This is a genomic window from Klebsiella sp. 18074 (assembly GCF_902705905.1).
Lineage (GTDB): Bacteria > Pseudomonadota > Gammaproteobacteria > Enterobacterales > Enterobacteriaceae > Klebsiella > Klebsiella terrigena.
The window spans coordinates 1-25615 of sequence record NZ_CACSIS010000042.1 but is presented as its reverse complement, the minus strand read 5'-3'; the positions used below and the strand labels follow the sequence as shown (position 1 = coordinate 25615).

Below are 25615 nucleotides of genomic sequence, written 5' to 3'. Positions count from 1 at the left end.
TCCTGTTAAGGGAACACTATGCGTGTTTACGTTATCGGTAATATTACCGTAGATGAGACGTGGTCTATTTCGGATATACCGAAAAAAGGCACCTCGATTCATGGCATTAAAGTTTCGCAGGATCTCGGCGGAAAAGGCGCGAATCAGGCGATTATATTATCCCGCTGCGGCATAGATACGCACTTAATTGCGGCCACGGGAAATGACAGCAACGGAACCTGGATACGCCAGCAGCTAATAAATGAACCATTGACGCTGCTACCCGTCGAAAATTTCAACCAACATAGCGATACCTCTATTATCTTAAATAGCGCCGATGGCGATAATGCCATTATTACCACTACCGCCGCCGCCGATACCTTTAGCCTCGATGATATTCTGCCGCATCTGGCAGAGGGCGCTGCGGGCGATATTGTGCTGCAGCAGGGTAACTTCTCGCTGGAAAAGACGCGGGCCCTGTTCCAGTTCGCCAAAGCGCGCGGGATGACCACGGTATTTAACCCTTCGCCGGTCAATCCTGATTTCGCCCTCCTGTGGCCGCTTATCGATATCGCGGTAGTGAATGAGTCGGAAGCGGAGCAGCTACAGCCCTACGGCGTACCCACCCTCGTCATTACCCAGGGCGCCGCCGGCGCCTGGCTGGTTCGCGATGGCCAGCGCCGATTCTCTCCCGCCGCCGCCGCCGAGGCGCTTGATACCACCGGCGCGGGCGACACTTTTCTCGCCGTTATGCTGGCCTCCGCGCTGCGGCGTGGCGTAGCGCCCGATGCTCTGGCGCTGGCTCATGCCAGCCGCGCGGCCGCCATCACCGTAAGCCGTCGGGGTACGTTCAGCGCCTTTCCCGACGGCCGCGAGCTCGCCGCCCTGCTAGCGGCGGGCGATGCCTGAAGATTACTTAAACAGCGAGCGATAGGAATCCACATTCGCTTTGGTCACCACCGTAGCCGGAACCAGAATGGTTTTCGGCACGGTTTTACCCGAAGTAATGGTGTTCAGCGCCTTCAGCGCCTGGGCCCCCATCTGCTCAGGATCCTGCTGCAGCACGGCGGTAACGTAGCCGCCGTCGATGCCCGAAATCGCCTTCGCCGTCAGATCCCAGCCGAAGACCTTAATATCCTTCTGCCGCCCCTGGTTTTCCACCGCGGCAATAGCGCCGAGCAGCGCGGGTTCGCCGGTAGCGTAGATCGCCGTCAGATCCGGGTTGCCGGTAATCAGGTTCTCCGCCGCGGTCATCGCTTTATCCTGCACGTTCTGGCCGTCAACGACGTTGGCGATGGTAATTTTCGGGTTACTTTTTAGCGTCTCCTCAAAGCCCTTCTGCCGCTGGTTCTGAATCGCCGAGTTCAGGGCGCCGACGATCCCCAGCCGCGCCTGACCGCCCATCTCTTTCTGCACGTAGTCAACGAAGTATTGACCAATAATGCGTCCCCCTTCGATGTTATCCACGCCGACCTGGGCCGCCTGAGGCCCCGCCGGTAATACCGCATCAATAGCAATCACCGGAATGTTAGCGGCGGCGGCCTCTTTTACCGCTGGCATAATTCCGTTGACGTCAATGGCGGCAACCAGGATGCCTTTAACGCCTTGCTGAATATAGTTTTCAATCGCATCATTCTGCGCGACGGGATTATCGTTGGAGTTGAAAATAACTAAATCCTTGCCGCTCGCCTTAGCCGCATCCTGCGCGCCTTTATTCATCAGATTAAAAAATAGCGCCTGCTGATTGATTTGCACTAACGCATAGGTTGGATTGGCGGCGCTGGCGGCAGAAATAAAGCTAACCGATGCCAGCAGAGACGTTGCAACAGCAATAAAACGCAGTTTTCCGGTGTTAAATAACATCATCAGTATCCTCGTCGGGAATAATTGATAGCCAGCAGAGTTCCGCGCCGCGGTGCGAACGCAGAAAGAGTATTTTTTTGGCGGGCAAATATCGTATATGGCCAGCACGATCGCAGATCGTTTGGCTAATACCTGCTTGATGCATTCCGGCAACCGGTCCGTTTCGGTGCGCGACTGGAATGTTTTAAGCGGGTTTGGGAATGACTTCCCGGATGATGCGGTAAACTTCTTATACAATTCTCCGCCGATTAAATTTTGTCAAGCATTTATTTAGCGCCGCCGCGGGCGGAAAAATTGCTGTATTGACCGCGCTTAACTATGTTACAGATAGCCGACTCTGGCAGAAATGGCGCAGGAAATGAGTATAAAACGCGTATTGTTATCCGATGTGGCAAAGCTGGCGGGACTGTCGAAGGCCACCTTATCTCGCTATATGAACAACAATATCGTGCTGCCGCAGGAAACTATCGACCGCATTGAAACGGCGATCCGCGAGCTGGACTATCGCGGAAACAGCCTGGCACGCCGCCTTAGCAAAGGGGGCAGCGAAACCCTCGGTCTGGTCCTCCCCGATATCACCAACCCCTTCTTCGCCGAACTGGCCGACGCCGCCGAGGAGGCCGCTTCGGCCAGCGGCTACAGCCTGGTGCTGTGCATCACCCGCAACAACCCGGAAAAAGAGTGCCAGTTCATTCGCTGGCTGGATACCTGCCAGGTCGACGGCCTGCTGTTCACCACCAACCGCCCCGATAACGGCCTGCTGCGTAAAGAGGTTCAGCGTCACGAGCGCATCGTTTTGCTGGATGAGGATATTCCGGGCAGCAAGGTGCCGAAGGTCTTTGCCGATAACGTCCAGGGCGGGCGAATTGCCACAGAAAAGCTGATCGCCGCCGGGCATCGCCATATCGCCTTCGTCGGCGGGCCGGACAAGCTGATGAGCGTGCGTGAACGCTACCAGGGATTCTGCACCGCAATGGAGCAGGCCGGCCTCAGCTGGCCCCCCGAGTGGGTCATGTACGGCGACTACCAGCGCGAGTTCGGCCAGCAGGCGCTTAAGCGCCTGTTCAGCCAGCCGCTGCGCCCCACCGCTGTCTTTGCCGCCAGCGACTATCTGGTGCTTGGTCTGCTCGACGGGCTGCGCGCCTGCGGACTACAGGCGCCGGAGGCGCTGTCGCTGGTCGGCTTCGATGACGCTAACTATGCCGATTTTACCCAGCCGCGCATCTCCACCATCCGCCAGCCCGCGCGGGAACTGGGCCGCACCGCGGTGAGCATCATGCTGCGCCTGCTAAATAACGAGCAGGATATCCCGGCGGAAACCCGCCTGCCGGTAGAATGGGTTGGACGCGATTCGATCAAGATTTGTTAAGCGCGTCCCAAAATGGCGCAAAAGCGCCCAAATTTGGCGCAAAAAACGTTCAACTTAAAATCCCTTTATTATAATTAGTAAACCGGTTTACTTATAAACCGTTAATAAATTCTTTTTGTTACATAGGGTTAAGTGATGGGGCTGCTGTGGTTTTTCTGCCCTGGCACGGATGCTGCAATGTTCTTACTGGCGAACAAATATCTTAAATAGCGTTTGACCTGACTGTGCTTGTGAAAGCTCCACTCCGCAGGTAAACCGGTTTACAAGGGCGTAAACCGTGTTGGATGGAGTCTTTTACCCACGACGGCAAACATTTTCCCGGCAATAGCGATGGGAGCGATCGGATGCAGCAGCCACAAACTATCCCGCCAAGGGTAGAGATGATCAATATCACCAAGACCTACGGGTCGATACGTTCCCTGCGCGGCGTAAACCTGGAGCTGGCTCCGGGCGAAGTGCTGGGCCTGGTGGGCGATAACGGCGCGGGGAAATCAACCCTGACCAAAGTGCTGTCCGGGGCGGTGATCCCCACCAGCGGCACTATCCGCATCGACGGTGAACAGCACCAGTTTACTAACCCGGCGGACTCTCGCCGCTGCCATATCGAGATGGTGTATCAGGACCTGTCGCTGTGCGACACCGTTGACGTCGCCGGCAACCTGTTTATGGGCCGCGAGCCGATGAAATCGGTGCTCGGCATCCCCTTCCTCGACGAGGCCAAAATGCACGCCGACGCGCGGGAGATGCTCAAGGGGCTGGGTATTTCTATTCCCGATACTCGCCTGCTGGTGCGCAACCTCTCCGGCGGTCAGCGCCAGGCCATTGCCATCGCCCGCGCGGCGGCCTTCGACCCCAAGGTGCTGATTATGGATGAGCCCACCGCCGCGCTTGCCGTGGCGGAAGTGGAGGCGGTTCTGGAACTTATTCGTCGCGTTTCGGCTCGCGGCGTAAGCGTCATTCTGATCACCCACCGTCTGCAGGATCTCTTCCTCGTCTGCGATCGGATCATGGTGATGTATGAAGGCACTAACGTCGCCGACCGGCGGGTGGCCGACACCAGCCTGAGCGATATCGTAAACCTGATCGTGGGCGAAAAATTCACCGCTCGCTCAGCGGCAGCACACTGAGGTAACAGGATGAGTATCATGAACTTAAGCAGCTCCCGCATGATCCAGCATTCGCTGCCGCGCCGCCTGCTGCATAACCACTCTGGCGTAGTCAGCATCGCGCTGTTTTTCGTCTTCTGTTGCGTGGTGTTTTCACTCATTACCAGCAACTTCCTTACCGGGACCAACTGGCTGAATATCATTCGCCAGAGCGCCCCGCTGCTGATCGTGGCGACCGCGATGACCCTGGTGATTACCACCGGCGGCATCGACCTGTCGGTGGGATCCACCCTCGCACTGGTGGGCGCGCTCTCCGCCATCGCCCTCAACAACTGGGGTTTACCGTGGCCGGTGGTGCTGCTCGGCGGCCTGCTACTCGGCGGCGTGGTCGGCGCCATCAACGGCTTCTTCATCGCCTATGAAGGGATCCCGGCGTTTATCGTCACCCTCGCCACCCTCGCCGTGGTCCGCGGCATCGCGCTGCTGGTGACCCAGGGCTACTCGATCCCCGTCCCCGCCGACAGCCTGTTTACCTTTATCGGGCGCGCGTGGGTTGTGGGTATCCCGATGCCGGCGCTGATCGGCATTATGATCCTGGTTATCGGGCATATCGTGCTGAATCATATGCGCTTTGGCCGCTACGTCACGGCGATCGGTGCCAACGCCGAGGGCGCACGACGCAGCGGGATTAACACCAAAGCGGTGACCATGCGGGTGTATATCATCAGCGGAATGGCCGCCGCGCTGGCCGGCATGATCATTACCGCGCGCCTCGGCAGCGGCTCGTCCAACCAGGGGGAAGGCTTCGAGCTGCAGGTGATTGCCGCCGTGGTCCTCGGCAGCACCAGCCTGTTTGGCGGCTTCGGCACCATTATCGGTACGCTGCTCGGCGCGCTGTCGATTGCGGTTATCCAGAACGGGCTGATTCTGTCGCATATCTCGCCGTTCTACACCCAGATAGCCACCGGCACCATTATCCTGCTGGCTATCTGGCTCAACACCCGCATTCTTAACCCCACGCGATCTGCGGCGAAAGGATAGCTCATGAAAGGATCAATTTTTCGCCACCCCACTCCGCTGCCGGTCGGCATCAGCAGCGGCTACGTGATGACGGTGCTCGGCCCGCTGCCGGTCGGCGAGATGGGCGTCACGCTGATGCATGAGCATATCCTGCTGGATGCCTCCGGCAAGTGGGTACCGCCCTGCTGCTGCAGCGATCGCCATCTTGCCGAAATGCCGGTGAAGATGGAAAACCTCGGCGAGCTGTCGCTGAACCCGCTCATCAGCCGCGATAACTGCCAGCTGTTTGACGTCGACGTGGCAATTGAAGAGCTGACCAAATATCGCGCCCTGGGCGGGGAAACGGTGGTCGATCCGACCAATATCGGCATCGGCCGCGATCCGCTGGCGCTGGCCCGCATCGCACGCCTCACCGGCCTGAACATTGTTATGGGCACCGGCTTCTATCTGGAGCCGTCGCACCCCGAGTGGGTGAAGAGCAGCAGCGTCGAACGGCTGACCGAGCGGCTGATCTACGACCTCGGCGGTGCGGAGGAGAAGCCGGAGGTCATCGCCGGGCTGATCGGCGAGATCGGCGTCTCCAGCCGCTTCACCGCCGATGAAGAGAAGTCCCTGCGCGCGGCAGGCCGGGCAAGCGCCGCGACCGGCGTACCGATCGAGGTCCACCTGCCGGGCTGGGAGCGGCTGGGCCATCGGGTGCTGGATATTCTCGAACAGGAAGGGGCCGATCTGCGCCATACGGTGCTGTGCCATATGAACCCAAGCTTTGCCGACAAGCGCTATCAGCGCGAGCTGGCGCAGCGCGGGGCGTTTCTCGAATACGACATGATCGGCATGAGCTACTACTACGCCGATGAGTCGGCGCAGTCGCCCTCCGACGAGGAGAACGCCCGCGCCATCCGGGAGCTGATTGACGACGGCTATATCCAGCAGATTTTGCTGTCGCAGGACGTCTTCCTGAAGACCATGCTCACCCGCTACGGCGGTCACGGATATGGCTACATACTCAAGCATTTCGTTCCTCGCCTGCGCCGCCACGGCGTCAGTGGCGAACAGCTTGAAACCCTGATGATTGGCAATCCCCAGCGGGTATTTGGCGGATAAAAAGGAAAGTCATAATGAAGAAGAAAGTTTTACTGGTCGGTGAATCCTGGACCAGCACCTCAACGCACGTTAAAGGCTTCGATCAGTTTGCTACCGCCACCTGGCACACCGGCGCGACGGATTTTCTGGCCGTGCTGGCCGACAGCAGCTATGACGTCACCTATATGCCGGCCCACGCGGCGGCCACCGAGTTCCCGCTGACGCAGGAGGAACTGCAGGAGTGGGATGCGATTATCCTGTCGGACATTGGCGCCAACACGCTGCTGCTGCACCCCGACACCTGGCTGAAAAGCCGCCGCACCGCCAACCGCCTGACGCTGCTGCATGACTACGTTGCCGCCGGCGGCTCGCTGATGATGATTGGCGGCTACTACAGCTTCCAGGGGATTAACGGCGGCGCGCGCTATCGCCATACCGCGGTGGAGAAGGTTCTGCCGGTACGCTGCCTGGCGTGGGACGATCGTATTGAAACCCCGGAAGGCTGCTACGCCGAAGTCACCGAATCCCACGCCCTGTTTAACGATATTCCCGGCGAGTGGCCGTGGCTGCTGGGCTATAACGAAGTGGAAATGCATCCGGAGGGCAGGCTGCTGGCGACGGTTGCCGGGACCGGGCATCCGCTGCTGGCGGTGCGCGAATATCAGCGGGGCCGTTCGCTGGTGTGGACCAGCGATATGTCCGCCCACTGGCTGCCCGAGGAGTTTGCGAAATGGCCCGGCTATCGCCAACTGTGGATTAACTGCCTCGACTGGCTGACGGAACGCGGCTGATGGCCAACTCTACCCGCGAACTGGCCCAGCGGCTGCTGGGCTTTAATACCATCAATCCGCCGGGAAACGAAGCCGACTGCATGCGCTTTTTTGCCGACTGGCTGCGCGATCGCGGCTTCGAGGTTGCGCTATCGTCGTTCGGCGAAGGGCGCGGCAATCTGGTTGCCCGGCTGCCGGGGGCGACGGCGGGTAAGCCGCTGGCCTTTACCGGCCATCTGGATACCGTGCCGCTCGGTAACGCACGCTGGCGCTACGATCCCTTCGGCTCGCAGGTTGAGAACGGGCGACTCTACGGGCGAGGATCCAGCGATATGAAGGCGGCGGTAGCGGCGTTTGCCGTCGCCTGCGTCCAGCGGCGGGAGGCGATCCTCAAAGGGCGCGGTGCGGTGCTGCTGATCACCGGCGGGGAAGAAACCGGCTGCGACGGCGCGCGGGCGCTGATCGAATCCTCTACGCTGCCGGAGATCGGCGCGCTGATCGTCGGCGAACCTACCGCCAATTACCCGGTTATCGGGCATAAAGGCGCGCTGTGGCTGCGCGCTGAAACCCGGGGCAAAACCGCCCACGGCGCGATGCCAGAGCTGGGGATTAACGCCATCTATCTGGCGGCGGATGCACTGGGTAAGATTCGCCATTTTTCGCCCGGCGCCCCGCATCCGCTGATGAAGCAGCCCACGCTCAACGTCGGGCGCATTGAGGGCGGGCTCAATATTAACTCCGTGCCGGATCGTGCGTGCTTTGATGTCGATATCCGCAGCGCCCCCAATTTGCAGCACGCCGCCATTCGACAGCGGCTGAGCGCGCTGCTTGGCGAGAGCGTGACGCTCACCCCCCTGGTCGATCTGCCCGCGGTGCTGAGCGAAGCGCGGCACGCGTGGATAGCCGAGGTTTATCAACGCTGCCAGCCGCTGCACGACGAGCCGCTGGAGCCGCGGGTGGTGCCCTACTTCACCGACGCCTCCCTGCTGCTGCCCGCGCTGGGTAATCCGCCGTGCATTATTCTCGGCCCCGGCGAGCCGTCGCAGGCCCACCAGACCGACGAGTACTGCCTGCTCAGCCGGCTGGAGGAGGCCGAGCGGCTGTACGGGGAGATTATCGGCGACTGGATGGCGTAACAATCTTCATCCGCCTGCCGAACAGCTCGCTTTGCGCAAGCGCGAGGCTGTTGCACAATGGGCTCTCCGTTTTGCCAGGCGAAGGCGTTTCCTGATGTCACAAATTAAAGGCTTAAAAGACTGGGTCAAACCGGCCCAATCTGCGGCGAAAATAGAGCGCATTGAAGCTTTTTTTAGCGGCCATGGATATTCTCCTCATCGGCACGATACTTACGCTATCGGCCGCACGCTCTCCGGGGTGCAGAGCTTCAGCTACCGTGGCAGCCGGCGCCATAGCCTGCCTGGAGGGACGATGGTGCTACATCCGGATGAGGTCCACGACGGAGAGGCGGGGACGGAGGATGGATTCCGGTATCGCATGATCTATATCGAGCCGGCGCTGGTCCAAAAGATACTTGGCGGCAAGCCATTACCCTTTATCACAGACGGACTCTCTACCGACCCGCGGCTATTTGCCGCCACTCAGCCCTTACTCAAGGCAATGGATGAGGCGTTTGAAACGCTTGAAGAAGACGATGCGCTTTACGATCTGGCCCACACGCTTGCGGCGGTAGGAGGGCAGCATTCCAGACGAAAAGTCTACGACTATCCTGCGGCGGAGCGGGCAAGAGAGTACATCCACTGCCGTTTTGACACCTCTATTACCCTGGATGAGCTGTCCCTTGTCAGCGGAAAAGATCGCTGGAGCCTCAGCCGCGACTTTCGCGCCCTGTTCGGCACCAGCCCGTATAGATACGTGACGATGCGTCGGCTGATACAGTGCAAAAGGCTGATGTTAACGGGCAAAAACCTGGCAGATATTGCCGTTGATTGCGGTTTTTCGGATCAAAGCCATATGACTCGCCAGTTTATCGGCAACTTTGGCGTCTCTCCCGGCCGCTGGCTGCGGTTCATTAAAAACGTATAAGGCCGCCTGCACGATCGTTCAATCTATCCTTTGAGGGATTCACTATGCTCGACTCTTCTTACATGAGGAGTCTGAAAATGCAGCAACCGATTAATATTGAACATAAATTTTCGCTTGTCACCGAGCAATGGCAGCCCAAAGTCATTGCGGAGATGAATGATTATCAGTTTAAGGTCGTCAAAATCCTCGGCGACTTTGTCTGGCACGCTCATCCGGAAACCGATGAGGTGTTTATTGTCATCGACGGTGTTTTGACAATTTATTTCCGCGATGGCGAAGTGGCGGTCAATGCGGGCGAAATGTACGTTGTTCCGCGCGGAATCGAACATAAAACCTACGCACAAGCTGAAGCAAAAATCATGCTTATCGAACCCCGCGGCATAGTGAATACCGGCCATGAAGGGGGTGAACGAACTGCAAAAACTGATGTTTGGATTTAGCTTAGCCAAATAACGTCATCCCGGCGTCCGCCATCATCTCCGTCCCGGCAGACGAGCCCTCCCGACGTCATCTCAAGGATATGACGGGAAGGCGTCAATGCCTGCCGCCCTAAAAGCTGCAGCCATAGTCACCCGCGCTGTCCGCCATCCGGCGGGTTATCCATCAGCCCTCGCGGTCCCGCGAATAGCGCGCATAATCTCACGCCGGGCGATGGTTAGCCGGCGCCAATCATCAGGTCCAGATTTTGCACCGCGGCGCCCGACGCCCCTTTGCCGAGGTTATCGAAAACTGCCGTCAGCAGGATTTGCCCGCTCTCAGGATTGGAAAATACGCCCAGCGCCATCTCGTTGGTGCCGTTCAGCCGCTGGGGATCGAGGCGCTCAATCTCACCCGCTACCGCAGGCGCCAGCACCTTGACCAGCTCGCTATGGCGATAATGCTGCGTCAGGCAGGCATGTACTGCCGCCGCATCGGCACGTTCAGCCAGCAGGCGCTGCTGTAGCGGCACGCTGAGGATAATCCCCTGCCGGTAGGCGCCGTAAGCCGGCATGAAAAACGGCGGGGTTGAAAGCCCGGCGTAGCGCGCGATCTCCGGAACATGCTTGTGCCTGAGGCCTAAGCCATACGCCTGAAAAGCAGGGCCAGAACCCGCTTCCCCGCCTTCGTACAGCTCGATCGCCGCCTTTCCGCCGCCCGAATAGCCGGACACGGCGTGAATGGAAACGGGGTAATCAGCGGGCAGCAGCCCGGCGTTAACCAGCGGGAGCAGCAGGCCAATCGCGCCGGTTGGGTAGCAGCCTGGGTTAGTGACGCGCGTCGACGCCCTGATGCGTGCGGGCTGGTCGGCGCTCATCTCCGGGAAACCGTACGTCCACCCGGAGACGTTGCGATGGGCCGAGCTGGCATCAATTACGCGCACCTGCGGATTCTCCAGCATCGCCACCGACTCGCGCGCCGCGTCATCGGGCAGGCACAGAATGGCGATATCGCAGCCGTTCAGCATCTCCGCCCGAAGCCGCCGGTCTTTGCGCTGGGACGGGGGCAGAGTCATGAGCTTAATATCCGTACGGTGGCGCAGGCGGTCGTGGATTTGCAAACCCGTCGTGCCCTGCTCGCCATCAATAAATACGTGAGTCATCGTCATTTCCTTAAACCGGGTAGAACGTCAGTGCCTGAATGTTGTGCCAGGTTTAAGTATTGGTAAAGTTGAATTATCCTAACATCAAATTCAGTTTTTCTGAGGTACGCCAATGCGCGAGATCAATCTCGATCAGCTGCGCACGCTGATCACCATTGCCGATACCGGCTCCTTCAACGAAGCCGCCCGGCAGCTGCACCTCGCGCCGCCGACGGTCAGCCTGCACATCTCCGAGCTCGAAGGCCGCGTGGGGGCGAAGCTGCTCTCCCGCACCCGGGGCAAGGTCAGGCCGACGGCGATTGGCGAGAACATGGTCGCCCACGCCCGCCGGCTCCTTGCCGACGTCGCCTATGCGCTTGACGACATATCCCGCCAGGCGCAGGGGCTCACCGGCCAGGTCCGGCTAGGCGCCTCCACCGGCGCCATTGCTTATCTCCTGCCCCGGGCCCTTGAAAAGCTGGCGCAGTCCCATCCGCATATTGACGTGCACATCACCATCCTGACGTCGCAGCAGACCCTTGAGCAGCTGAAATCCGGTTCACTCGATATCGGTATTGTGGCGCTGCCGCAGCCCCGGAGCCGCGGCCTGAAGATTGACGCCTGGCGGCGGGACCCCGTTGTCGCGTTCCTGCCCGCGGACTGGACGGCCCCGGAGTTTGTGACCCCGCAATGGCTGATGGCAAAACCTCTGGTACTGAACGGCTCCGGCACCCATCTGTCGCAGCTGACCAGCGGCTGGTTTGCCGATACCGGCCATAGCCCCACGCCGCGGATCACGCTGGATTATAACGATGCCATTAAAAGCCTGGTGGGTGCCGGCTATGGCGCCACGCTGCTGCCGCTTGAATCGGGCACCCAGCTATCCGCCGATAGCCGCATCGCCATTCGCCCCTTAAAGCCGGCGCTGTGGAGAGAGCTGGGATTAGCCTGGCGGGAGAGTGAAAACGCGCTTTCGACGCAGCACCTGCTGTCAGCCCTGCGTGATCTGCGCCAGGCGTAAATTCATCGGCCGCTGCAGAATAGGGTTGAGGGAGCACGCCGCCGGATCGGCCGGGGCTATCTCCCCGTGGCCTCCCCGCGCAGGGTATCGGGCACGGCCTGTACCCTGCTGACCAGCTCCGCGAGGCTGCTGGCCTGCATCTTTTCCATGACCCTTGCGCGATGCACCTCAACCGTACGCACGGCGATGCTCATCGCTTCGGCAATCTCGCGGTTGATCAGCCCTTTTACCACCAGCCCGAGCAGCTGGCGCTCCTTCGGCGTGAGCTGCTGATAGCAGTTCACTATCTGGCGCCGGGAGATCGCCGTCGAAGAGACCGCCAGCGCGTGTTCCAGCCCCGTTTGCAGCGCCTGAGCCGATACGGGCTTCTGTAAAAAATCCACCGCCCCGCGCTTCATCTGCTCCACGGCCATCGGCACGTCACCGTGGCCGGTCAGAAACACCACCGCCAGGGTGCTTTCGCGCCGTCGCAGGGCCTCGTGCACCCGCTGTCCGTCCAGCACCGGCATGCGCATATCCAGCAGCAGCACGCCGTGCTGATACAGATCGGCCTCGGCCAGAAACCTTTCGCCCTGCTCCCAGCACCGCACCGCGTAGCCGAGGCTTTCCAGCAGAAAGGCGCAGGCGCGGGTCACCGCCACGTCATCATCCAGCAGATGTATTATTGCCATTGTCGCGCTTCTCCTCCCGATGGGTGAAATCCAGTACCACGGCCACTCCGGCCAGCCCGTCGGGCGCCGCCCGGTTGACGATCGCTATCTCCCCCTGACAGTAGCGCACCAGCCGCTGGCAAATCACCAGCCCCAGCCCCATGCCCTCCCGACGGCTGGTCACAAACGGCTGGAAAACCTGCTGCATCAGCGCGTCATCAATTCCGCCCCCGTTGTCCTGCAGCGTGATGCGCAGGCCCCCGGCTTCGCCAGCCGCCTCAAGCCACACCGCCGTGGCCCCCGCCTGCGCGGCGTTGAGGATCAGGTTAGCCAGCACCTGCTCCAGCAGAACCGGCGGCAGGGTTATCTTCAGGTCACTGCGGGCTCCGTTATGCAGCGCCAGCGCGGGAAAATGCTGCGCCATGCCTAATAGCTGCCAGACGTGCTGCAGCGCATCGCCAACGGCGATGCGCTCCCACTCGTCCGTCGGGACGGGGTTTCCCTGCGCCTGGCTGACCCAGCGACGCAGATTACGCACCGTATCGGCCCCGCGCTGCGCCTGCTGGTCAATGTGCTCCAGCGCGGGCAGTAACGGATGCTGCCGATCCTCGGCCTGCAGACGGATCGCGCAGCCCTGCGCGTAATGGCGGATAGCCGAAAGCGGCTGGTTCAGCTCATGGGCGAAACCGGAGGTCATCTCCCCCAGCACGCTCATCTGCCTTGCCGTCGCCAGCGCCTGCTCCTGCTGGCGCAGCTGGACGCCATTACGCTCAAGCTGCCTGCCGCGCCGGCGCACCAGCAGCATCACCCAGACGTAGTTCAGCGTCAGCAGGAGCAGCACCAGCGCCGCGGAGCCCATCAGCAGCCGATGCTGAATCAGCCAGCTTTTAACGTCCAGCCACAGACGCCGCTGCTGCGGATGCTGCTGCACCTCGCGCAGCAGGGCCTCAACCTCGGCGGTAGACGCCGGCGCCCCCCAGTGAAATGCCGCCTGCTGCGGCGCATTAAACAGCGCGCGGGTGACCCTGTCGGCGAGGTCATCGCTCACCGCAGGCAGCGCGGCAAACGACCAGTCGGGATAGAGCGGCGTGCTGGTTAAGCAGGGAATGGCGGTCGGCCGCTTTATCAGGGCGACGAAATCGCTTTTATTTATCAGTCCCTCGTGGTCCATTTTCTCCAGCAGACACACCGGGACAATCGCCGCGTCGATCGCCTTTTCGCGCAGGAGATAGATCAGCGCATCGGCGGGAAAGCCGCTAAACGTCAGGCGAAGGTCGCGCTCGGGGCGCAGGCCGCTATCGCTCAGCGCCTTGTACCCCAGCAGGTAGCCGCCGAAGGCCAGCGGGTCGATGGCGCCCACCGTTTTGCCAATCAAATCATGAACGGCGGCGATCCCGCCGTCGCGGCGCACGAGGATCGCGCTGCCGGTGACGTTGCCCGCTGTGGGCGAAGAGCGCAGGGAGGCCAGCCAGCGCAGCGACGCGTGGCTGTTCAGCTGCACAAACTGCGCGGGGTTGGTCACCACAAACTGCACGCTGCCGCTGCTCACCGCCGCCTGCATCTGCGGCAAATCCAGCGGCAGAATATGAAACCGTTCGCCCGGCAGCTGCTGATTGAGCTGCGCCTCCAGCGGCTGCCAGTGGCCGCGCGTGGCCTCCTCTCCGCGCATCGCGAGGACGCCCACCTGCCATGACCCCGCCCACGCCGCGCCGGTCAGCAGCCACGCCAGCCCCAGTAACGCCAGAGATCTCATCGTTTTCTCTCTCACCCCATCATCCATGCCGATTATGTTGTTTTAGATCAACAAGCCGCCGGGTATGTGGTTAACCACAATAGAGCCGCCCGGCGGCGATTTTTACACTGTAAATCATCGACATTGTTTATTCATCATACGTAAACCAACGGCGTGACCCATGTTTCGTTGTTGCCGCGTGAGGGGAGAAAATATGGACAGCAGTAAACGGCAGTTTCTCCAGCAGCTGGGCGTTCTGACCGCCGGCGCCTCGCTGGTGCCGCTGGCGCAGGCAAAATTCCCCCTGTCGCCGGAGCGTCACGGCGGGTCTGTGCAGCGGCGCTACGCGATGCTGGTCGATCTGCGCCGCTGCATCGGCTGCCAGGCCTGTACCGTCAGCTGCGCGATAGAAAACCAGACCCCGCAGGGGGAGTTCCGTACCCACGTCAATCAGTATCAGGTGCGGCTGGCGGATGAGGTGACCAACGTTCTGCTGCCGCGCCTGTGCAACCACTGCGATAGCCCGCCCTGCGTCCCGGTGTGTCCGGTGCAGGCGACCTTTCAGCGCGAGGACAGGATCGTGGTGGTGGACAACACCCGCTGCGTCGGCTGCGCCTACTGCGTGCAGGCCTGCCCCTACGACGCGCGCTTTATCAACCATGAGACGCAAACCGCCGATAAATGTACCTTCTGCGTCCACCGCCTCGAGGCCGGGCTGCTTCCCGCCTGCGTGGAGTCCTGCGTGGGCGGGGCGCGTATCATCGGCGATATCAAGGATCCGCACAGCCGCATCGCGCAAATGCTTCACCAGCATCATGACGACATCAGGGTGCTGAAGCCGGAAAACGGCACTGCCCCCCACGTGTTCTATCTGGGGCTAGACGCCGCGTTTGTTAGCCCATTGATGGGACGGGCGCAGCCCGCTCTCTGGCAGGAGGTTTAAATGACGCATTCAGCGCTGATTGCAGAAGTTCTGACCCATCCGCAGGAGGTGAGCTGGCTCCCGTGGGCAGTGCAGTATTTCTTTTTTATCGGCATTGCCGCCTGCGGGGCGCTGTTTGCCTGCGCGCTGCGCTGGCGCGCCGGGAGTAGCGAAAAGCTGGAATACCTGACGCTGCTGATTACTCTGACCTGCGCGATAACCGCCCCGCTCGCGCTCACCGCGGATCTCCATCAGACCGCCCGCTTCTGGCACTTTTATGCCTGGCCCACCCCGTGGTCGTGGATGCCGTGGGGAGCCCTGTTTTTACCGCTGTTTACCCTGTTTCTCGGGCTGTGGTTCCTCGCGCTGCTGGCGCAGCGGCTGTGGCGAAAAAGTTACAATGTCACTAAATGGTTAGCCCTCGCCAGCGCCCTGCTGGCGGTCGGTCTGCTGCTCTACACCGGCCGCGAGGTATCGGTGGTGCTGGCCCGCCCGGTGTGGTTCAGCTACGCCCTTCCCGTCGTGATGTTCCTCAGCGCGCTGCAGGCCTTTTTCACCCTGATAGCGGTGGCCGCGGGGGATGATTTCCACCTGCAGCGGCGGCTGGCGCAGTGGCAGCTCGCGGCCCTGATCCTGCTGGCTGCGGTGGTCATCATTTGGCTCAGCGGCGACACGCTTTCCGGCCACGCCATTCGTCAGTGGCTGGCGGTCTCACCGTCGGCCCGGGGCTACGCCGCCGGCTGGGCGCTGCTGTGGGCGGCGTCGCTGGCCTGCTGCGGCCTTGCACTTCGCCGCCGGCTGGCGCTGCGCGCGCGCGGGGCGCTGGCGGTCGTGGCGATGGCGCTGTGCTGGCTGATCCGCTGGACGCTGCTTATCCAGGTACAAACGATTCCTAAATTCAACGCCGGGTTTAATCCCTATACCCTGCCCGCCGGCACCGACGGCTGGCTGGCGATCCTCGGCACATTTGGCCTGTGGGTGGCGCTGCTGATTATTGTGCGCGAAACCGTAAACGGCCTCGCAAGGAGAGTGCAACATGGCTAATTTAACCCGTCGCCAGTGGCTCAAAGTCGGCCTGGCCATCGGCGGTATGGCAACCTTCGCCCTCAGCTATCGGGAGGTAGCCAGGCGGGCCCTCGACGGCCTGCTCAACGGCACGTCGGGTAAAATTACCCGCGACCGCATCTTTGGCAATGCGCTGATCCCTGAAGCGAACGCGCGGCCCCGCTGGCAGCAAAACCCGCAGCAGGTCATCTCCATGACCCAGTGCTTCGGCTGCTGGACCCAGTGCGGCGTGCGGGTTCGCGTCGATCGTCAAAGCCACAAGGCGCTGCGCATTGCCGGCAACCCCTATCATCCGCTGTCGCACGAGCAGCACGTAGATTCGGCGGTTCCTTTTGCCAGCGCAATGCAGCAGCTGGCGGGCGAAAGCGGCCTCGACGGCCGCTCCACCGCCTGCGCGCGAGGCGCTACGCTGCTGGAAGGGCTCTACAGCCCGCTGCGCATTCTGCAACCGATGAAGCGCGCAGGGAAACGTGGCGAAGGCAAATGGCAGCGCATCAGTTTTGAACAGCTGATCCACGAGGTGGTGGAAGGCGGCGACCTGTTTAGCGAGGGCCACGTTGAGGGCCTGCGCGCCATCCATGCCCCGACAACACCGGTTGACCCGCAGCATCCCGGGTTCGGCCCCAAAAGCAACCAGCTGCTGGTCACCAATACCAGCGACGACGGTCGCGATACCTTTCTACGCCGCTTTGCGCTGAACAGCTTTGGCAGCAAAAACTTCGGTGCCCACGGCTCATACTGCGGCCTGGCCTACCGCGCGGGCTCCGGTGCGCTGATGGGCGATCTGGATAAAAATCCGCACGTGAAACCCGACTGGGAGCACGTTGAGTTCGCGCTGTTTATGGGCACTTCCCCCGCCCAGTCCGGCAACCCCTTTAAGCGCCAGGCAAGGCAGCTCGCCAGCGCCCGCCTGCGTAGCGACTTTCGCTACGTGGTGGTCGCCCCGGCGCTGCCGTTGACCACGGTGATGGCCGACGATCGCGGCCGCTGGCTGCCGGTGATCCCCGGTAGCGACTCGGCTCTGGCGATGGCGATGATCCGCTGGATAATCGAAAACCAGCGCTTTAACGCCGATTACCTGGCGATGCCCGGCGCGCAGGCGATGCGCCAGGCCGGAGAAAAAAGCACCACCAACGCCAGCCATCTGGTGATAACCGATGAGATCCCGGGTCTGGCCGGGCAGCATTTAACCCTCGCCCATCTGAGCGCCGGCGGCGCCGATGAACCTGTGGTTGTTAACGAGGCCGGCGAACAGGTCTCTGCCGCAACCTGCCCGCGCGCGCAGCTGCTGGTCTCCCGCCGGGTCACCCTTACCGACGGGCGCGAAGTGACGGTGAAAAGCAGCTTCCTCTGCCTGAAAGAGTCGGCCGAAAAGCTGACGATGGCGCAATACGGCCAGCGGTGCGGCGTGCCGGAGGAAAAAATCATCGCCCTGGCGGATTCCTTTACCCGCCACGGACGTCGGGCGGCGGTTATCACCCACGGCGGGATGATGGCAGGCAACGGTTTTTACAACGCCTGGGCGGTGATGATGCTCAACGCGCTGATTGGCAACCTTAGCCTACAGGGCGGGGTCTTCGTAGGCGGCGGCCGCTTCAACGGCGCGACCGACGGCCCGCGCTACAATCTGGAGAGCTTCCCCGGCAAGGTGAAGCCCAAAGGGCTGAGCATTGCGCGCAGTAAAACGGCGTATGAATCCTCCGAAGAGTACCGCGACAAGGTGGCGGCCGGGATCTCCCCCTTTCCGGCGAAGGCCCCGTGGTACCCGTTCGTTGCCGGGCAGTTGACCGAGCTGCTGAGCTCGGCGCTGGAGGGGTATCCTTATCCGCTCAAGGCGTGGATCTCCAACATGACCAACCCGCTGTACGGCATTCCTGGCCTGCGGGCCGTGGCGGAGGAGAAGCTCAAGGATCCGCAGCGCCTGCCGCTGTTTATCGCCATTGATGCCTTTATGAACGAAACCACCGCCCTGGCCGATTACATCGTGCCGGATACGCATAATTTCGAAAGCTGGGGATTCAGCGCCCCGTGGGCCGGGGTTGCCAGCAAAGCCAGCACCGCGCGCTGGCCCATTGTTCCGTCGGCGACCGCGCGTAGCGCCGACGGTCAGCCGATCTCGATGGAATCTTTTTGCATCGCGGTCGCCCGGCGCCTGGAGCTGCCGGGGTTCGGCGATCGTGCAATAACCGACGCCGAGGGCAACAGCTACCCGCTGAATCGCGCCGAAGATTACTACCTGCGCATGGCTGCCAACATCGCGTTTATGGGCAAAACCCCGGTCGCCGAGGCCGTCCAGGAGGACCTTGCCCTGACCGGCGTCGAGCGTATTCTGCCGCTTATGGCGCAGACGCTGAAATCCGATGAGGTGAGCCGGGTGGCCTTTATCTACTCGCGCGGGGGCCGCTTCGCCCCCGATAAAAGCGGGCGCAGCGGCAAGCAGATAGGCAATAGCTGGGAAAAACCGCTGCAGATCTGGAACGCGGAGGTGGCCGCTCATCGCCACGCTATTACCGGCGAACGCTACAGCGGCTGCCCGACGTGGTATCCGCCCAGGCTCTCCGACGGCCGCGCTATCGATGAGCTTTTTCCGCCCAGGCAGTGGCCGCTGAAGCTTATCTCCTTTAAGTCGAACACCATGGGCAGCGCCTCGACGACGATCCCCCGGCTGCACCACCTTAAGCCGCTCAACCTGGTGGCGATGAATCCTCTCGACGGCCAGCGTTTCGGCGTGGCGCACGGCGACAGCGTGCGCATTATCACCCCCGGCGGCGAGGTAGAGGCGGGGATCAGCCTGCTGCACGGCGTGATGCCAGGGGTTATCGCTATCGAGCACGGCTACGGACATCGGGAGCTGGGGGCGGCGCAGCATACGCTGGACGGCGAACCGCTGCCGTTTAGCCCGCAGGTAGGATCGGGGGTGAACCTGAACGATCTGGGGTTTGCCGACCCGACCCGCAAGGTGAGTAATACCTGGCTGGACTGGGTCTCCGGCGCGGCGGTGCGTCAGGGGCTACCGGCGAGGATCGAGCGGGTATAGCGCCCCGCGACGAGTGCGGTCGCCGGGCGTGCGCTACAGCCGTCGGGCCCGGCCGGCGGCGTGGGCATCCCGTGGCGGGCTTCGGTCCCGGCGCCGTCTTTAGCGCAGGGCCGAAATCCAAATCGGTACTGCGCCTAGCGGCTCTTCAGCACCTGGGGATCGATCTGCGCGACGATCAGGTCGGCAAGATCGTGCTGCTGGTGCACCTTGCCGCATTTAACGATGATCTGCCGGGCGTTGTCATACCCCGGCGCCCACAGTCGGTTGTTCATCTGCACATCTTTGTAGACCGCAACCAGCGGTTTCTTCCACGCCGCCGCCATGTGCACGATCGACGTATCCGGCGAGATAACCAGGTCGGTTTCGGCAATCAGCGCCATCGCGTGGTGCAGGGTTTTAAACGGATTCACGCTCACCTTTTCCGGCAGCGGAATGCGAATTTCGTTGCGATGATCGAGCAGAATAACGTTGACCCGAGGATACTCCGCCTGCAGCCTGGCGATCAGCGCCGACAGCTGCTCCTGCGACAGGCTGCGGTCCTGATGGCCGGCAAAAATGTTCACCACCGCTTTGGGCCCCTCAATAGCGGCCAAATGCTGGCGAACCTGCTGGTGGACATCCGGCGGAATATGCAGGTCGTAGGTCCCGAGATGTTTCTTATCCAGCTGCATATGCTCAGCAATAAAATCAAAGGTTTTGCTGACATGCCAGTTTTCACAATCAAATTTAAACGAGGTGGTGTAATGGTTAATTGATGGCCATTTATTAAAACCGAGCACGGCTTTTGCTTTTATTTGTCGAAGCAGCAGCATTCGGTGTACGGGCATATCAAACAAAGAGGGGTCAATAACGATATCGTACTTATTATTTGCCAGCTCATTAATAACGGGCGGAGGAACGTTGTGGGTAAATTTCCGCAGAAACGCGGCGGAGTCGACGTTATCAGCCTCATAGATATGGCGGATCCGCGGGTTATGGCGCATCACCTGGCTATTCGATTTGGTCAGCAGGAAATCCACGGTATAGCCCGACTCATGCAGGCATTTCACCAGCGCGGAATCCACGACCACGTCCCCGACGGCGCCTTCGTTGCGCATCAGCAGCACGGTTTTCGCCGACCCGACGTCGGCCTCACGGCGGGTATGCTGGTCCCAAAACGCTTTCGCAATATAAACGCGCATCACGTTACGAACTTTCTTAATAAAATAATTACGGCGCCTGTTTAGTTCCCTTATTTTTTTGAACTTCCGGGGGGATACCTGCACCGCTGCATTTTCCATCATCATAACCTCGTTACCACTATCAACAGCACCTCGTTAGTCCCATTAAGGACTAATGAAAATGAGAAAAGTTCGCTTGATTAATAAATTCCTTTCGCTTTAAGCAGCGCAGGGATAGTAATACTTTTCACTATTCCAGCATATCGTTACGCAGATAAAATGAGTGAAATATGAATTTAATGTGGAAGAATGCGGCGCCAGCCGACGGTTTTCATCCGGCGCGGAGAAGATTAAACTTGCCGTTTTGTCCCCGGAGAGAACCGCGCATGAATGCACCTGAAAAACCGAACACCCACCATCAACTGCTGGCGCTGCTCGACGAACGCCAGGCCCGCTATCGGCTGGTAGAGCATGAGGCGGTGGGAAAATGCGAGGCGGTTTCTGAAATTCGCGGCACCGCGCTCGGACAAGGGGCTAAGGCGCTGGTCTGCAAAGTGAAAGGCCACGGCATAAATCAGCATGTGCTGGCGATCCTCGCCGCCGACCAGCAGGCCGATCTGGTGCGCCTGGCGCTGCACATTGGCGGCAGCAAAGCCTCGCTGGCCAGCCCCGCCGAAGTCGATGCGCTGACGGCCTGCGTTTTTGGCGCCATTCCCCCTTTCAGCTTCCATCCGGCGCTGCGCCTGGTGGCCGACCCGCTGCTGTTCGAAAACTTCAGCGAAATCGCCTTTAACGCCGGGCGGCTGGACAGGTCAATTATCCTCAATACGGCAGACTATCTGCGCATCGCCCGTCCCGATCTGGTTGCCTTTCGCCGGGAAGCCTGAGGGGTCTCCATCTCTGCCGCGCCAGGCCGTCAGCAGAAAGCGCGCCGGCGTGACAAATAAGCCTGTTTATTCACGCTATTATGCGTAAAGTAGACGGGCTTATTATTTTGGCAAGGATCTCCTGACATGTTCGATACCACCCTGTTCGTGCTTCTGGGGCTGGCCGCGCTCGGCTTTATCAGCCACAACACTACCGTGGCAATTTCTATCCTGGTTTTGATTATCGTGCGCGTCACGCCGCTCAACGTCTTTTTCCCGTGGATTGAAAAACAGGGGCTGACGATCGGTATTATCATTTTGACCATCGGCGTGATGGCGCCTATCGCCAGCGGCACCCTGCCGCCCTCGACGCTGCTGCACTCGTTCGTGAACTGGAAGTCACTGCTGGCTATCGCCGTCGGGGTGTTTGTCTCCTGGCTCGGCGGGCGCGGCATTTCGCTGATGGGCTCGCAGCCGCAGCTGGTCGCCGGACTGCTGGTGGGAACCGTCCTCGGCGTCGCGCTGTTCCGCGGGGTGCCCGTCGGCCCGCTGATCGCCGCGGGGATCATCTCGCTGTTTATCGGAAAGTCGTAGTCAGGCTGGCAAGATAGCGTCCGGGAGACTGGCCGAGGCCCTTTTTGAACATGGTGATAAAGGCGGTCGTCGAGTCATATCCCAGGCCGTGCGCGGTCTGCTGCACCGTTTGCCCGCGGATCAGCATCTGCAGCGCGAGGATCAGCTGCAGCTGATGCCGCCAGCGGCGAAAGCTGAGGCCGGTTTCGCGAACCACCAGCCGCGCCAGGTTGCGCTCGCTCATTGCGAACTCCGCCGCCCACTGTCCAAGAGTCTGCCACTGTGCCGGCGCTACCGCCATCAGCTCCGCCATCTGGCGGATTTTCGGGTGCGCGGAAACCGGCAGCTGCAGATGCTCCTCCGGCTGCTGCGGCAGCTCGTCAAACAGCACCTGCACCAGCCGTCGGGTGGCGGGAGCATCGTTCTCGGTCGCGCTGCGCGCGGCAAGGGTCAGGATCAGCTCACGCACCAGCGGAGAGATCTTCAGCGTACAGCTGCGCTGCGGCATCGGCGCCGCTCCCGGCTCGATAAATAAAAAGCAGATCCGCGCCCCCGGCGTCGCGCGGTTGCTGTGGGGCTGCTGGCCCGGTACCCACACCGCATACTGCGGCGGCACCATCCACATCCCGCTTTCCACCTCACAGGTTAACGCGCCGTGCAGCGCGAGGATCAGCTGCCCCTTGCGGTGCTGGTGGCGCGGAATAAACTGCTCGTCCTCCACCACCTGAATATGGAATGCGAGAGCCGCCTCGTGCCCGCTGTCCGGGTCATAGCCGTCAAGATTTAAACCAATCATCAGATTGTCCGATATTAGCGATAATCTGTCATTTTATCTTGATTTAAACATTCGGCAAACGCGCTATTGTAGCCTTCCTGTTTACTCGTTTGAGATAGCCATGAGTTCTGTTCTTCCTTCTGCCGGCCGCCGTAATCTGCTGCTGATTGCCGGTATTTTATTGATTGCCACCACGCTGCGCGTGACCTTTACCGGCGCCGCCCCGCTGCTCGACGCCATTCGCGCGGAGTACGGGCTGACCACCGCCCAAACCGGGCTGTTAACCACCCTGCCGCTGCTGGCCTTTGGCCTGGTTTCGCCGCTGGCGGCAGGCGTTGCCCGCCGCTTCGGTATTGAGCGCAGCCTGCTGATCGCGCTAGGGCTGATTTGCCTCGGCATCGGCCTGCGATCGCTGCCTTCCGCGGCCATGCTGTTTGGCGGAACGGCCGTAATAGGCTGCGGGATTGCGTTAGGTAACGTGCTGCTGCCGGGCTTAATCAAGCGCGATTTTTCGCAGCACGTGGCTAAAATGACCGGTGCCTATTCGCTCACCATGGGCGCCGCCGCGGCGCTGGGCTCCGCTATGGTGGTCCCGCTGGCGCTGGCCGGCTTTGGCTGGCGCGGGGCGCTGTTGATGCTGATGGCCTTCCCGCTGCTGGCGCTGTTCATCTGGCTGCCGCAGTCGCGCAGAGAGGCCGCCGCCCCGCTGACCGCGTCAGGCACCCTGCACAACCGCGGGATCTGGCGCTCGGCGCTGGCCTGGCAGGTGACGCTGTTCCTCGGCATTAACTCGCTGGTCTATTACGTGATAGTCGGCTGGCTGCCGGCCATTTTGCAGAGCCTCGGCTATAGCGAAGCCCAGGCCGGCTCCCTGCACGGTCTGCTTCAGCTGGCCACCGCCGCGCCGGGCCTCGCGATCCCGCTGATCCTGCACCGCCTGAAAGACCAGCGCGGCATCGCGGTGCTGGTGGCGCTGATGTGCGCCGTCAGCTCGGCCGGGCTGTGGCTGGCGCCGGGGCAGGCGGTTCTCTGGACGCTGATCTTTGGTTTCGGTTCCGGGGCAACGATGATTCTGGGGCTGACCTTTATCGGCCTACGCGCCAGCTCGGCGCACCAGGCGGCGGCTCTCTCCGGCATGGCGCAGGCCGTTGGCTATCTGCTGGCCGCCTGCGGGCCGCCGGTGATGGGAAAAATTCATGATGCCAACGGCGACTGGCATATTCCGCTCATCGCCGTGGCGCTGACCGCCGTGGTGATGGCCATATTCGGCGCTCTTGCCGGTCGCGCCCGGGAGATTAACGGCTAACGCTCGTTTTTACCCCTCGGCCCTACGACCCCGGCGTTCCGGGGTCGTGGCGGAGTCAGAGCGCGCTATTGGCTGGCGGCGCGCAAAAAGGCGTGCACCAGCGGCGACGGACTTCCGGCCAGCGCGTTGCGCTCGTGCTGGAACAGGGTCGCGACAAAGAACGGATGCGTTACCAGTTCCACCGCCCGAATATCCCCCTCTTCGTCCCAGCCGGTCACCCGCAGGTCGCCCTGCTCCAGCTCGCGGGCAAACTCCTCGGCAATGCCATAGCTGCAGTGATAGCCCTCTTCGATGCTGTCGCGGCCGTAGGCGCGGGCAATCAGCGTATTCGCACGCAGCTCAATCGCCGCCGTTTTCTCCACCAGCGAGCAGCTCAGTGGCGCAATCACCATTCGCCCTTCGCTGTCCGTTTCCGCATGCGCCGCATCCTGCCAGCCCAGGACGTTGCGCGCATACTCAACGATCGCGTGCTGAAAACCGCCGCAGGTGCCGAGGAAGGGAATGCTGTTTTCGCGCGCATAGCGGATCGCGATAAACGCGCCAGCGGCATTTTTATAGGGGCTGGCAGGAACCACCCAGATGGCGTCGTAGTCGGCGAGCGCTTCGGCATCGTGGATATCGCTGGTTGCCAGCCAGTCATAGCGCAGAGGCAGCTCCAGCACGGCAGCGGCATCGTCGATGGCCAGGGGAATCGCTTTGTGAGCGACAACGTCAGGGTTGTAGTCGCCAACCAGGGCAATACGCAGGGGAGTGTTCATAGCAGGGTCCTTATGTCAGAACGATTTTCGGGCAACACAAGGAGCCTCAGATTAGCGATCTCCCTCACGGAACACAATCCTTATTTTCCGCCCGACCGGCGAGCCGCATTTGGCGTGAGGGGCGCTGCCCGTGCTGAAAGTGAATGAAAAGTTCTCTCCGCTTTTTGACTATCTTATTCAATTCCCGCTATTTATTTACCCCGCTTTTTTGTAGCTATTTTGTTAAATAAAAAAACAGTGTTATTACTCTCGCAAAAAGGGAATTATTCACTTTATTTATAAATTAGCCTGTTAAATAATCTGTAATGATTTATTAAGCAGTAGAGGCAGCAAGATGCGTTTCAGTACCATGTCCGATAGCGAAATTATCTCTGAACTGTGCCGCAGAATTAAAGAAACGCGTATGCAGCTCGGGCTCTCTCAAATTGAACTCGCCGAACGTGCGCAGGTCGGCGCAGCAACCATCAAACGCGTAGAATTAGGTGAATCCGTTACCCTGAGCACGCTAATCGGAATATTGCGCGGTCTCGATCGTTTGCATCAGCTGGAGTCAGTTTTATTCGATTCGCACATTCGTACTTTTAATGCGCAAATCAACGCCACCGCCCCTCCCCGCATCCGTATTCGCAAAAAGGCGCAGCCGCCAAAAGAGCAATGCGCCGCAGCCGAAAAGGCCAGCGACGCAAACGCCACCATTAACGAATGGTACACCTCATCAGCGTCTCACAGCGTTGTCTGGTCTTTTCCGCCGGCGGAAGCAGGGAAAAAAAACTAGCCTGGCGGCGGAAATCGCCCGCCGGCTGAGACAGCCGCGCGGGCAAAGAATGGGCGAAAATAAATATCCTCCGGCATAGCCGGAGGTTTTTCATATGCGCCTATAAGGCTCTGTTACCAGCCGCGCCCTAACAGGCGCATAGCAATCTGACATTTGCATCTATGGATTACTTACGGCCCGTAAA

Annotated in this window: 24 protein-coding genes; 17 read left to right on the top strand and 7 right to left on the bottom strand. The window is 60.8% G+C overall.

The features are described from left to right. The first annotated feature begins 18 nt into the window (after positions 1-18). Positions 19-888 (top strand): PfkB family carbohydrate kinase, encoded by an 870-nt coding sequence (locus GVK32_RS26475; RefSeq protein WP_159873665.1) that lies wholly within the window; start codon positions 19-21, stop codon positions 886-888. A gap of 3 nt (positions 889-891) precedes the next feature. Here GVK32_RS26475 and GVK32_RS26470 read toward each other — a convergent pair whose 3' ends face one another. Next, positions 892-1845, bottom strand: a complete 954-nt coding sequence (locus GVK32_RS26470) for a substrate-binding domain-containing protein (protein WP_159873667.1) — start codon at positions 1843-1845, stop codon at positions 892-894. A gap of 343 nt (positions 1846-2188) precedes the next feature. Here GVK32_RS26470 and GVK32_RS26465 point away from each other — a divergent pair, with 343 nt between their 5' ends. From GVK32_RS26465 to GVK32_RS26430, 8 genes are all read left to right on the top strand, one after another. Then, a complete protein-coding gene (locus tag GVK32_RS26465; RefSeq protein WP_159873669.1) occupies positions 2189-3211 on the top strand; it encodes a LacI family DNA-binding transcriptional regulator in 1023 nt (340 codons plus the stop codon). Between the two features lie 380 nt (positions 3212-3591). After that, positions 3592-4338 (top strand): ATP-binding cassette domain-containing protein, encoded by a 747-nt coding sequence (locus GVK32_RS26460; protein WP_161795676.1) that lies wholly within the window; start codon positions 3592-3594, stop codon positions 4336-4338. Positions 4339-4356: 18 nt separating this feature from the next. After that, a complete protein-coding gene (locus GVK32_RS26455) occupies positions 4357-5358 on the top strand; it encodes an ABC transporter permease (protein WP_200842947.1) in 1002 nt (333 codons plus the stop codon). Between the two features lie 3 nt (positions 5359-5361). Beyond that, entirely contained in the window at positions 5362-6441 is a 1080-nt protein-coding gene (locus GVK32_RS26450) for a phosphotriesterase (RefSeq protein WP_159873673.1), read from the top strand. Between the two features lie 14 nt (positions 6442-6455). Then, the gene (locus GVK32_RS26445) at positions 6456-7211 is read left to right on the top strand and encodes a glutamine amidotransferase (RefSeq protein WP_159873675.1); all 756 of its coding nucleotides are present in this window, start codon (positions 6456-6458) and stop codon (positions 7209-7211) included. Further along, a complete protein-coding gene (locus tag GVK32_RS26440) occupies positions 7211-8326 on the top strand; it encodes a M20 family metallopeptidase (protein ID WP_159873677.1) in 1116 nt (371 codons plus the stop codon). The genes GVK32_RS26445 and GVK32_RS26440 overlap by 1 nt, the downstream gene beginning before the upstream one ends. 94 nt (positions 8327-8420) lie before the next feature. After that, on the top strand, positions 8421-9233 hold the full coding sequence (locus GVK32_RS26435; RefSeq protein WP_159873679.1) for an AraC family transcriptional regulator: 813 nt from the start codon (positions 8421-8423) through the stop codon (positions 9231-9233). Positions 9234-9310: 77 nt separating this feature from the next. Continuing rightward, positions 9311-9673 carry a cupin domain-containing protein gene (locus GVK32_RS26430; RefSeq protein ID WP_159873681.1) on the top strand — a complete coding sequence of 121 codons (363 nt, stop codon included), beginning with the start codon at positions 9311-9313 and terminating at the stop codon, positions 9671-9673. A gap of 215 nt (positions 9674-9888) precedes the next feature. Here GVK32_RS26430 and argC read toward each other — a convergent pair whose 3' ends face one another. Next, on the bottom strand, positions 9889-10812 hold the full coding sequence (argC, locus tag GVK32_RS26425) for an N-acetyl-gamma-glutamyl-phosphate reductase (RefSeq protein WP_227697910.1): 924 nt from the start codon (positions 10810-10812) through the stop codon (positions 9889-9891). A gap of 112 nt (positions 10813-10924) precedes the next feature. Here argC and GVK32_RS26420 point away from each other — a divergent pair, with 112 nt between their 5' ends. Next, positions 10925-11812 carry a LysR family transcriptional regulator gene (locus GVK32_RS26420; RefSeq protein ID WP_159873685.1) on the top strand — a complete coding sequence of 296 codons (888 nt, stop codon included), beginning with the start codon at positions 10925-10927 and terminating at the stop codon, positions 11810-11812. Between the two features lie 56 nt (positions 11813-11868). On the opposite strand, the gene ttrR is transcribed toward GVK32_RS26420, so the two are convergent. Further along, positions 11869-12483 carry a tetrathionate respiration response regulator TtrR gene (gene ttrR, locus GVK32_RS26415; RefSeq protein ID WP_159873687.1) on the bottom strand — a complete coding sequence of 205 codons (615 nt, stop codon included), beginning with the start codon at positions 12481-12483 and terminating at the stop codon, positions 11869-11871. Next, positions 12458-14230, bottom strand: coding sequence for a tetrathionate respiration histidine kinase TtrS (gene ttrS, locus GVK32_RS26410; protein WP_159873689.1), 1773 nt, complete (start codon positions 14228-14230; stop codon positions 12458-12460). The genes ttrR and ttrS overlap by 26 nt, the downstream gene beginning before the upstream one ends. A gap of 178 nt (positions 14231-14408) precedes the next feature. Between ttrS and ttrB the strand changes: the two genes are divergently transcribed. Genes ttrB through ttrA form a run of 3 tightly spaced genes read left to right on the top strand, consistent with a single transcriptional unit; the run spans position 14409 to position 19218 of the window. Continuing rightward, positions 14409-15137, top strand: a complete 729-nt coding sequence (ttrB, locus tag GVK32_RS26405) for a tetrathionate reductase subunit TtrB (protein WP_159873690.1) — start codon at positions 14409-14411, stop codon at positions 15135-15137. Beyond that, positions 15138-16160, top strand: coding sequence for a tetrathionate reductase subunit TtrC (gene ttrC / locus GVK32_RS26400; RefSeq protein ID WP_159873691.1), 1023 nt, complete (start codon positions 15138-15140; stop codon positions 16158-16160). Then, positions 16153-19218 carry a tetrathionate reductase subunit TtrA gene (ttrA, locus tag GVK32_RS26395; protein WP_159873692.1) on the top strand — a complete coding sequence of 1022 codons (3066 nt, stop codon included), beginning with the start codon at positions 16153-16155 and terminating at the stop codon, positions 19216-19218. Before ttrC ends, ttrA begins: the two co-directional genes overlap by 8 nt. A 134-nt stretch (positions 19219-19352) precedes the next feature. On the opposite strand, the gene GVK32_RS26390 is transcribed toward ttrA, so the two are convergent. Beyond that, on the bottom strand, positions 19353-20501 hold the full coding sequence (locus GVK32_RS26390; RefSeq protein ID WP_159873693.1) for a glycosyltransferase family 9 protein: 1149 nt from the start codon (positions 20499-20501) through the stop codon (positions 19353-19355). Between the two features lie 263 nt (positions 20502-20764). On the opposite strand from GVK32_RS26390, the gene GVK32_RS26385 reads away from it, so the two are divergent. Both GVK32_RS26385 and GVK32_RS26380 read left to right on the top strand, forming a co-directional pair. After that, entirely contained in the window at positions 20765-21265 is a 501-nt protein-coding gene (locus GVK32_RS26385) for a YbaK/prolyl-tRNA synthetase associated domain-containing protein (protein ID WP_159873694.1), read from the top strand. A 126-nt stretch (positions 21266-21391) separates the two neighbouring features. Beyond that, on the top strand, positions 21392-21838 hold the full coding sequence (locus tag GVK32_RS26380; RefSeq protein WP_041145056.1) for a DUF441 domain-containing protein: 447 nt from the start codon (positions 21392-21394) through the stop codon (positions 21836-21838). Here the strand turns inward: GVK32_RS26380 and GVK32_RS26375 are convergent. After that, complete coding sequence (locus GVK32_RS26375) at positions 21822-22616, bottom strand: helix-turn-helix domain-containing protein (RefSeq protein ID WP_200842948.1); 795 nt, start codon at positions 22614-22616, stop codon at positions 21822-21824. The genes GVK32_RS26380 and GVK32_RS26375 overlap by 17 nt on opposite strands. Positions 22617-22713: 97 nt before the next feature. Between GVK32_RS26375 and GVK32_RS26370 the strand changes: the two genes are divergently transcribed. Further along, positions 22714-23898, top strand: coding sequence for a CynX/NimT family MFS transporter (locus GVK32_RS26370; RefSeq protein ID WP_159873696.1), 1185 nt, complete (start codon positions 22714-22716; stop codon positions 23896-23898). Between the two features lie 65 nt (positions 23899-23963). Here the strand turns inward: GVK32_RS26370 and GVK32_RS26365 are convergent, their stop codons facing one another. Then, positions 23964-24656 carry a CTP synthase gene (locus GVK32_RS26365; RefSeq protein ID WP_076945280.1) on the bottom strand — a complete coding sequence of 231 codons (693 nt, stop codon included), beginning with the start codon at positions 24654-24656 and terminating at the stop codon, positions 23964-23966. A gap of 334 nt (positions 24657-24990) precedes the next feature. Here GVK32_RS26365 and GVK32_RS26360 point away from each other — a divergent pair, with 334 nt between their 5' ends. Then, complete coding sequence (locus tag GVK32_RS26360) at positions 24991-25431, top strand: helix-turn-helix domain-containing protein (protein ID WP_159873697.1); 441 nt, start codon at positions 24991-24993, stop codon at positions 25429-25431. The last annotated feature ends 184 nt before the right edge of the window (positions 25432-25615 follow it).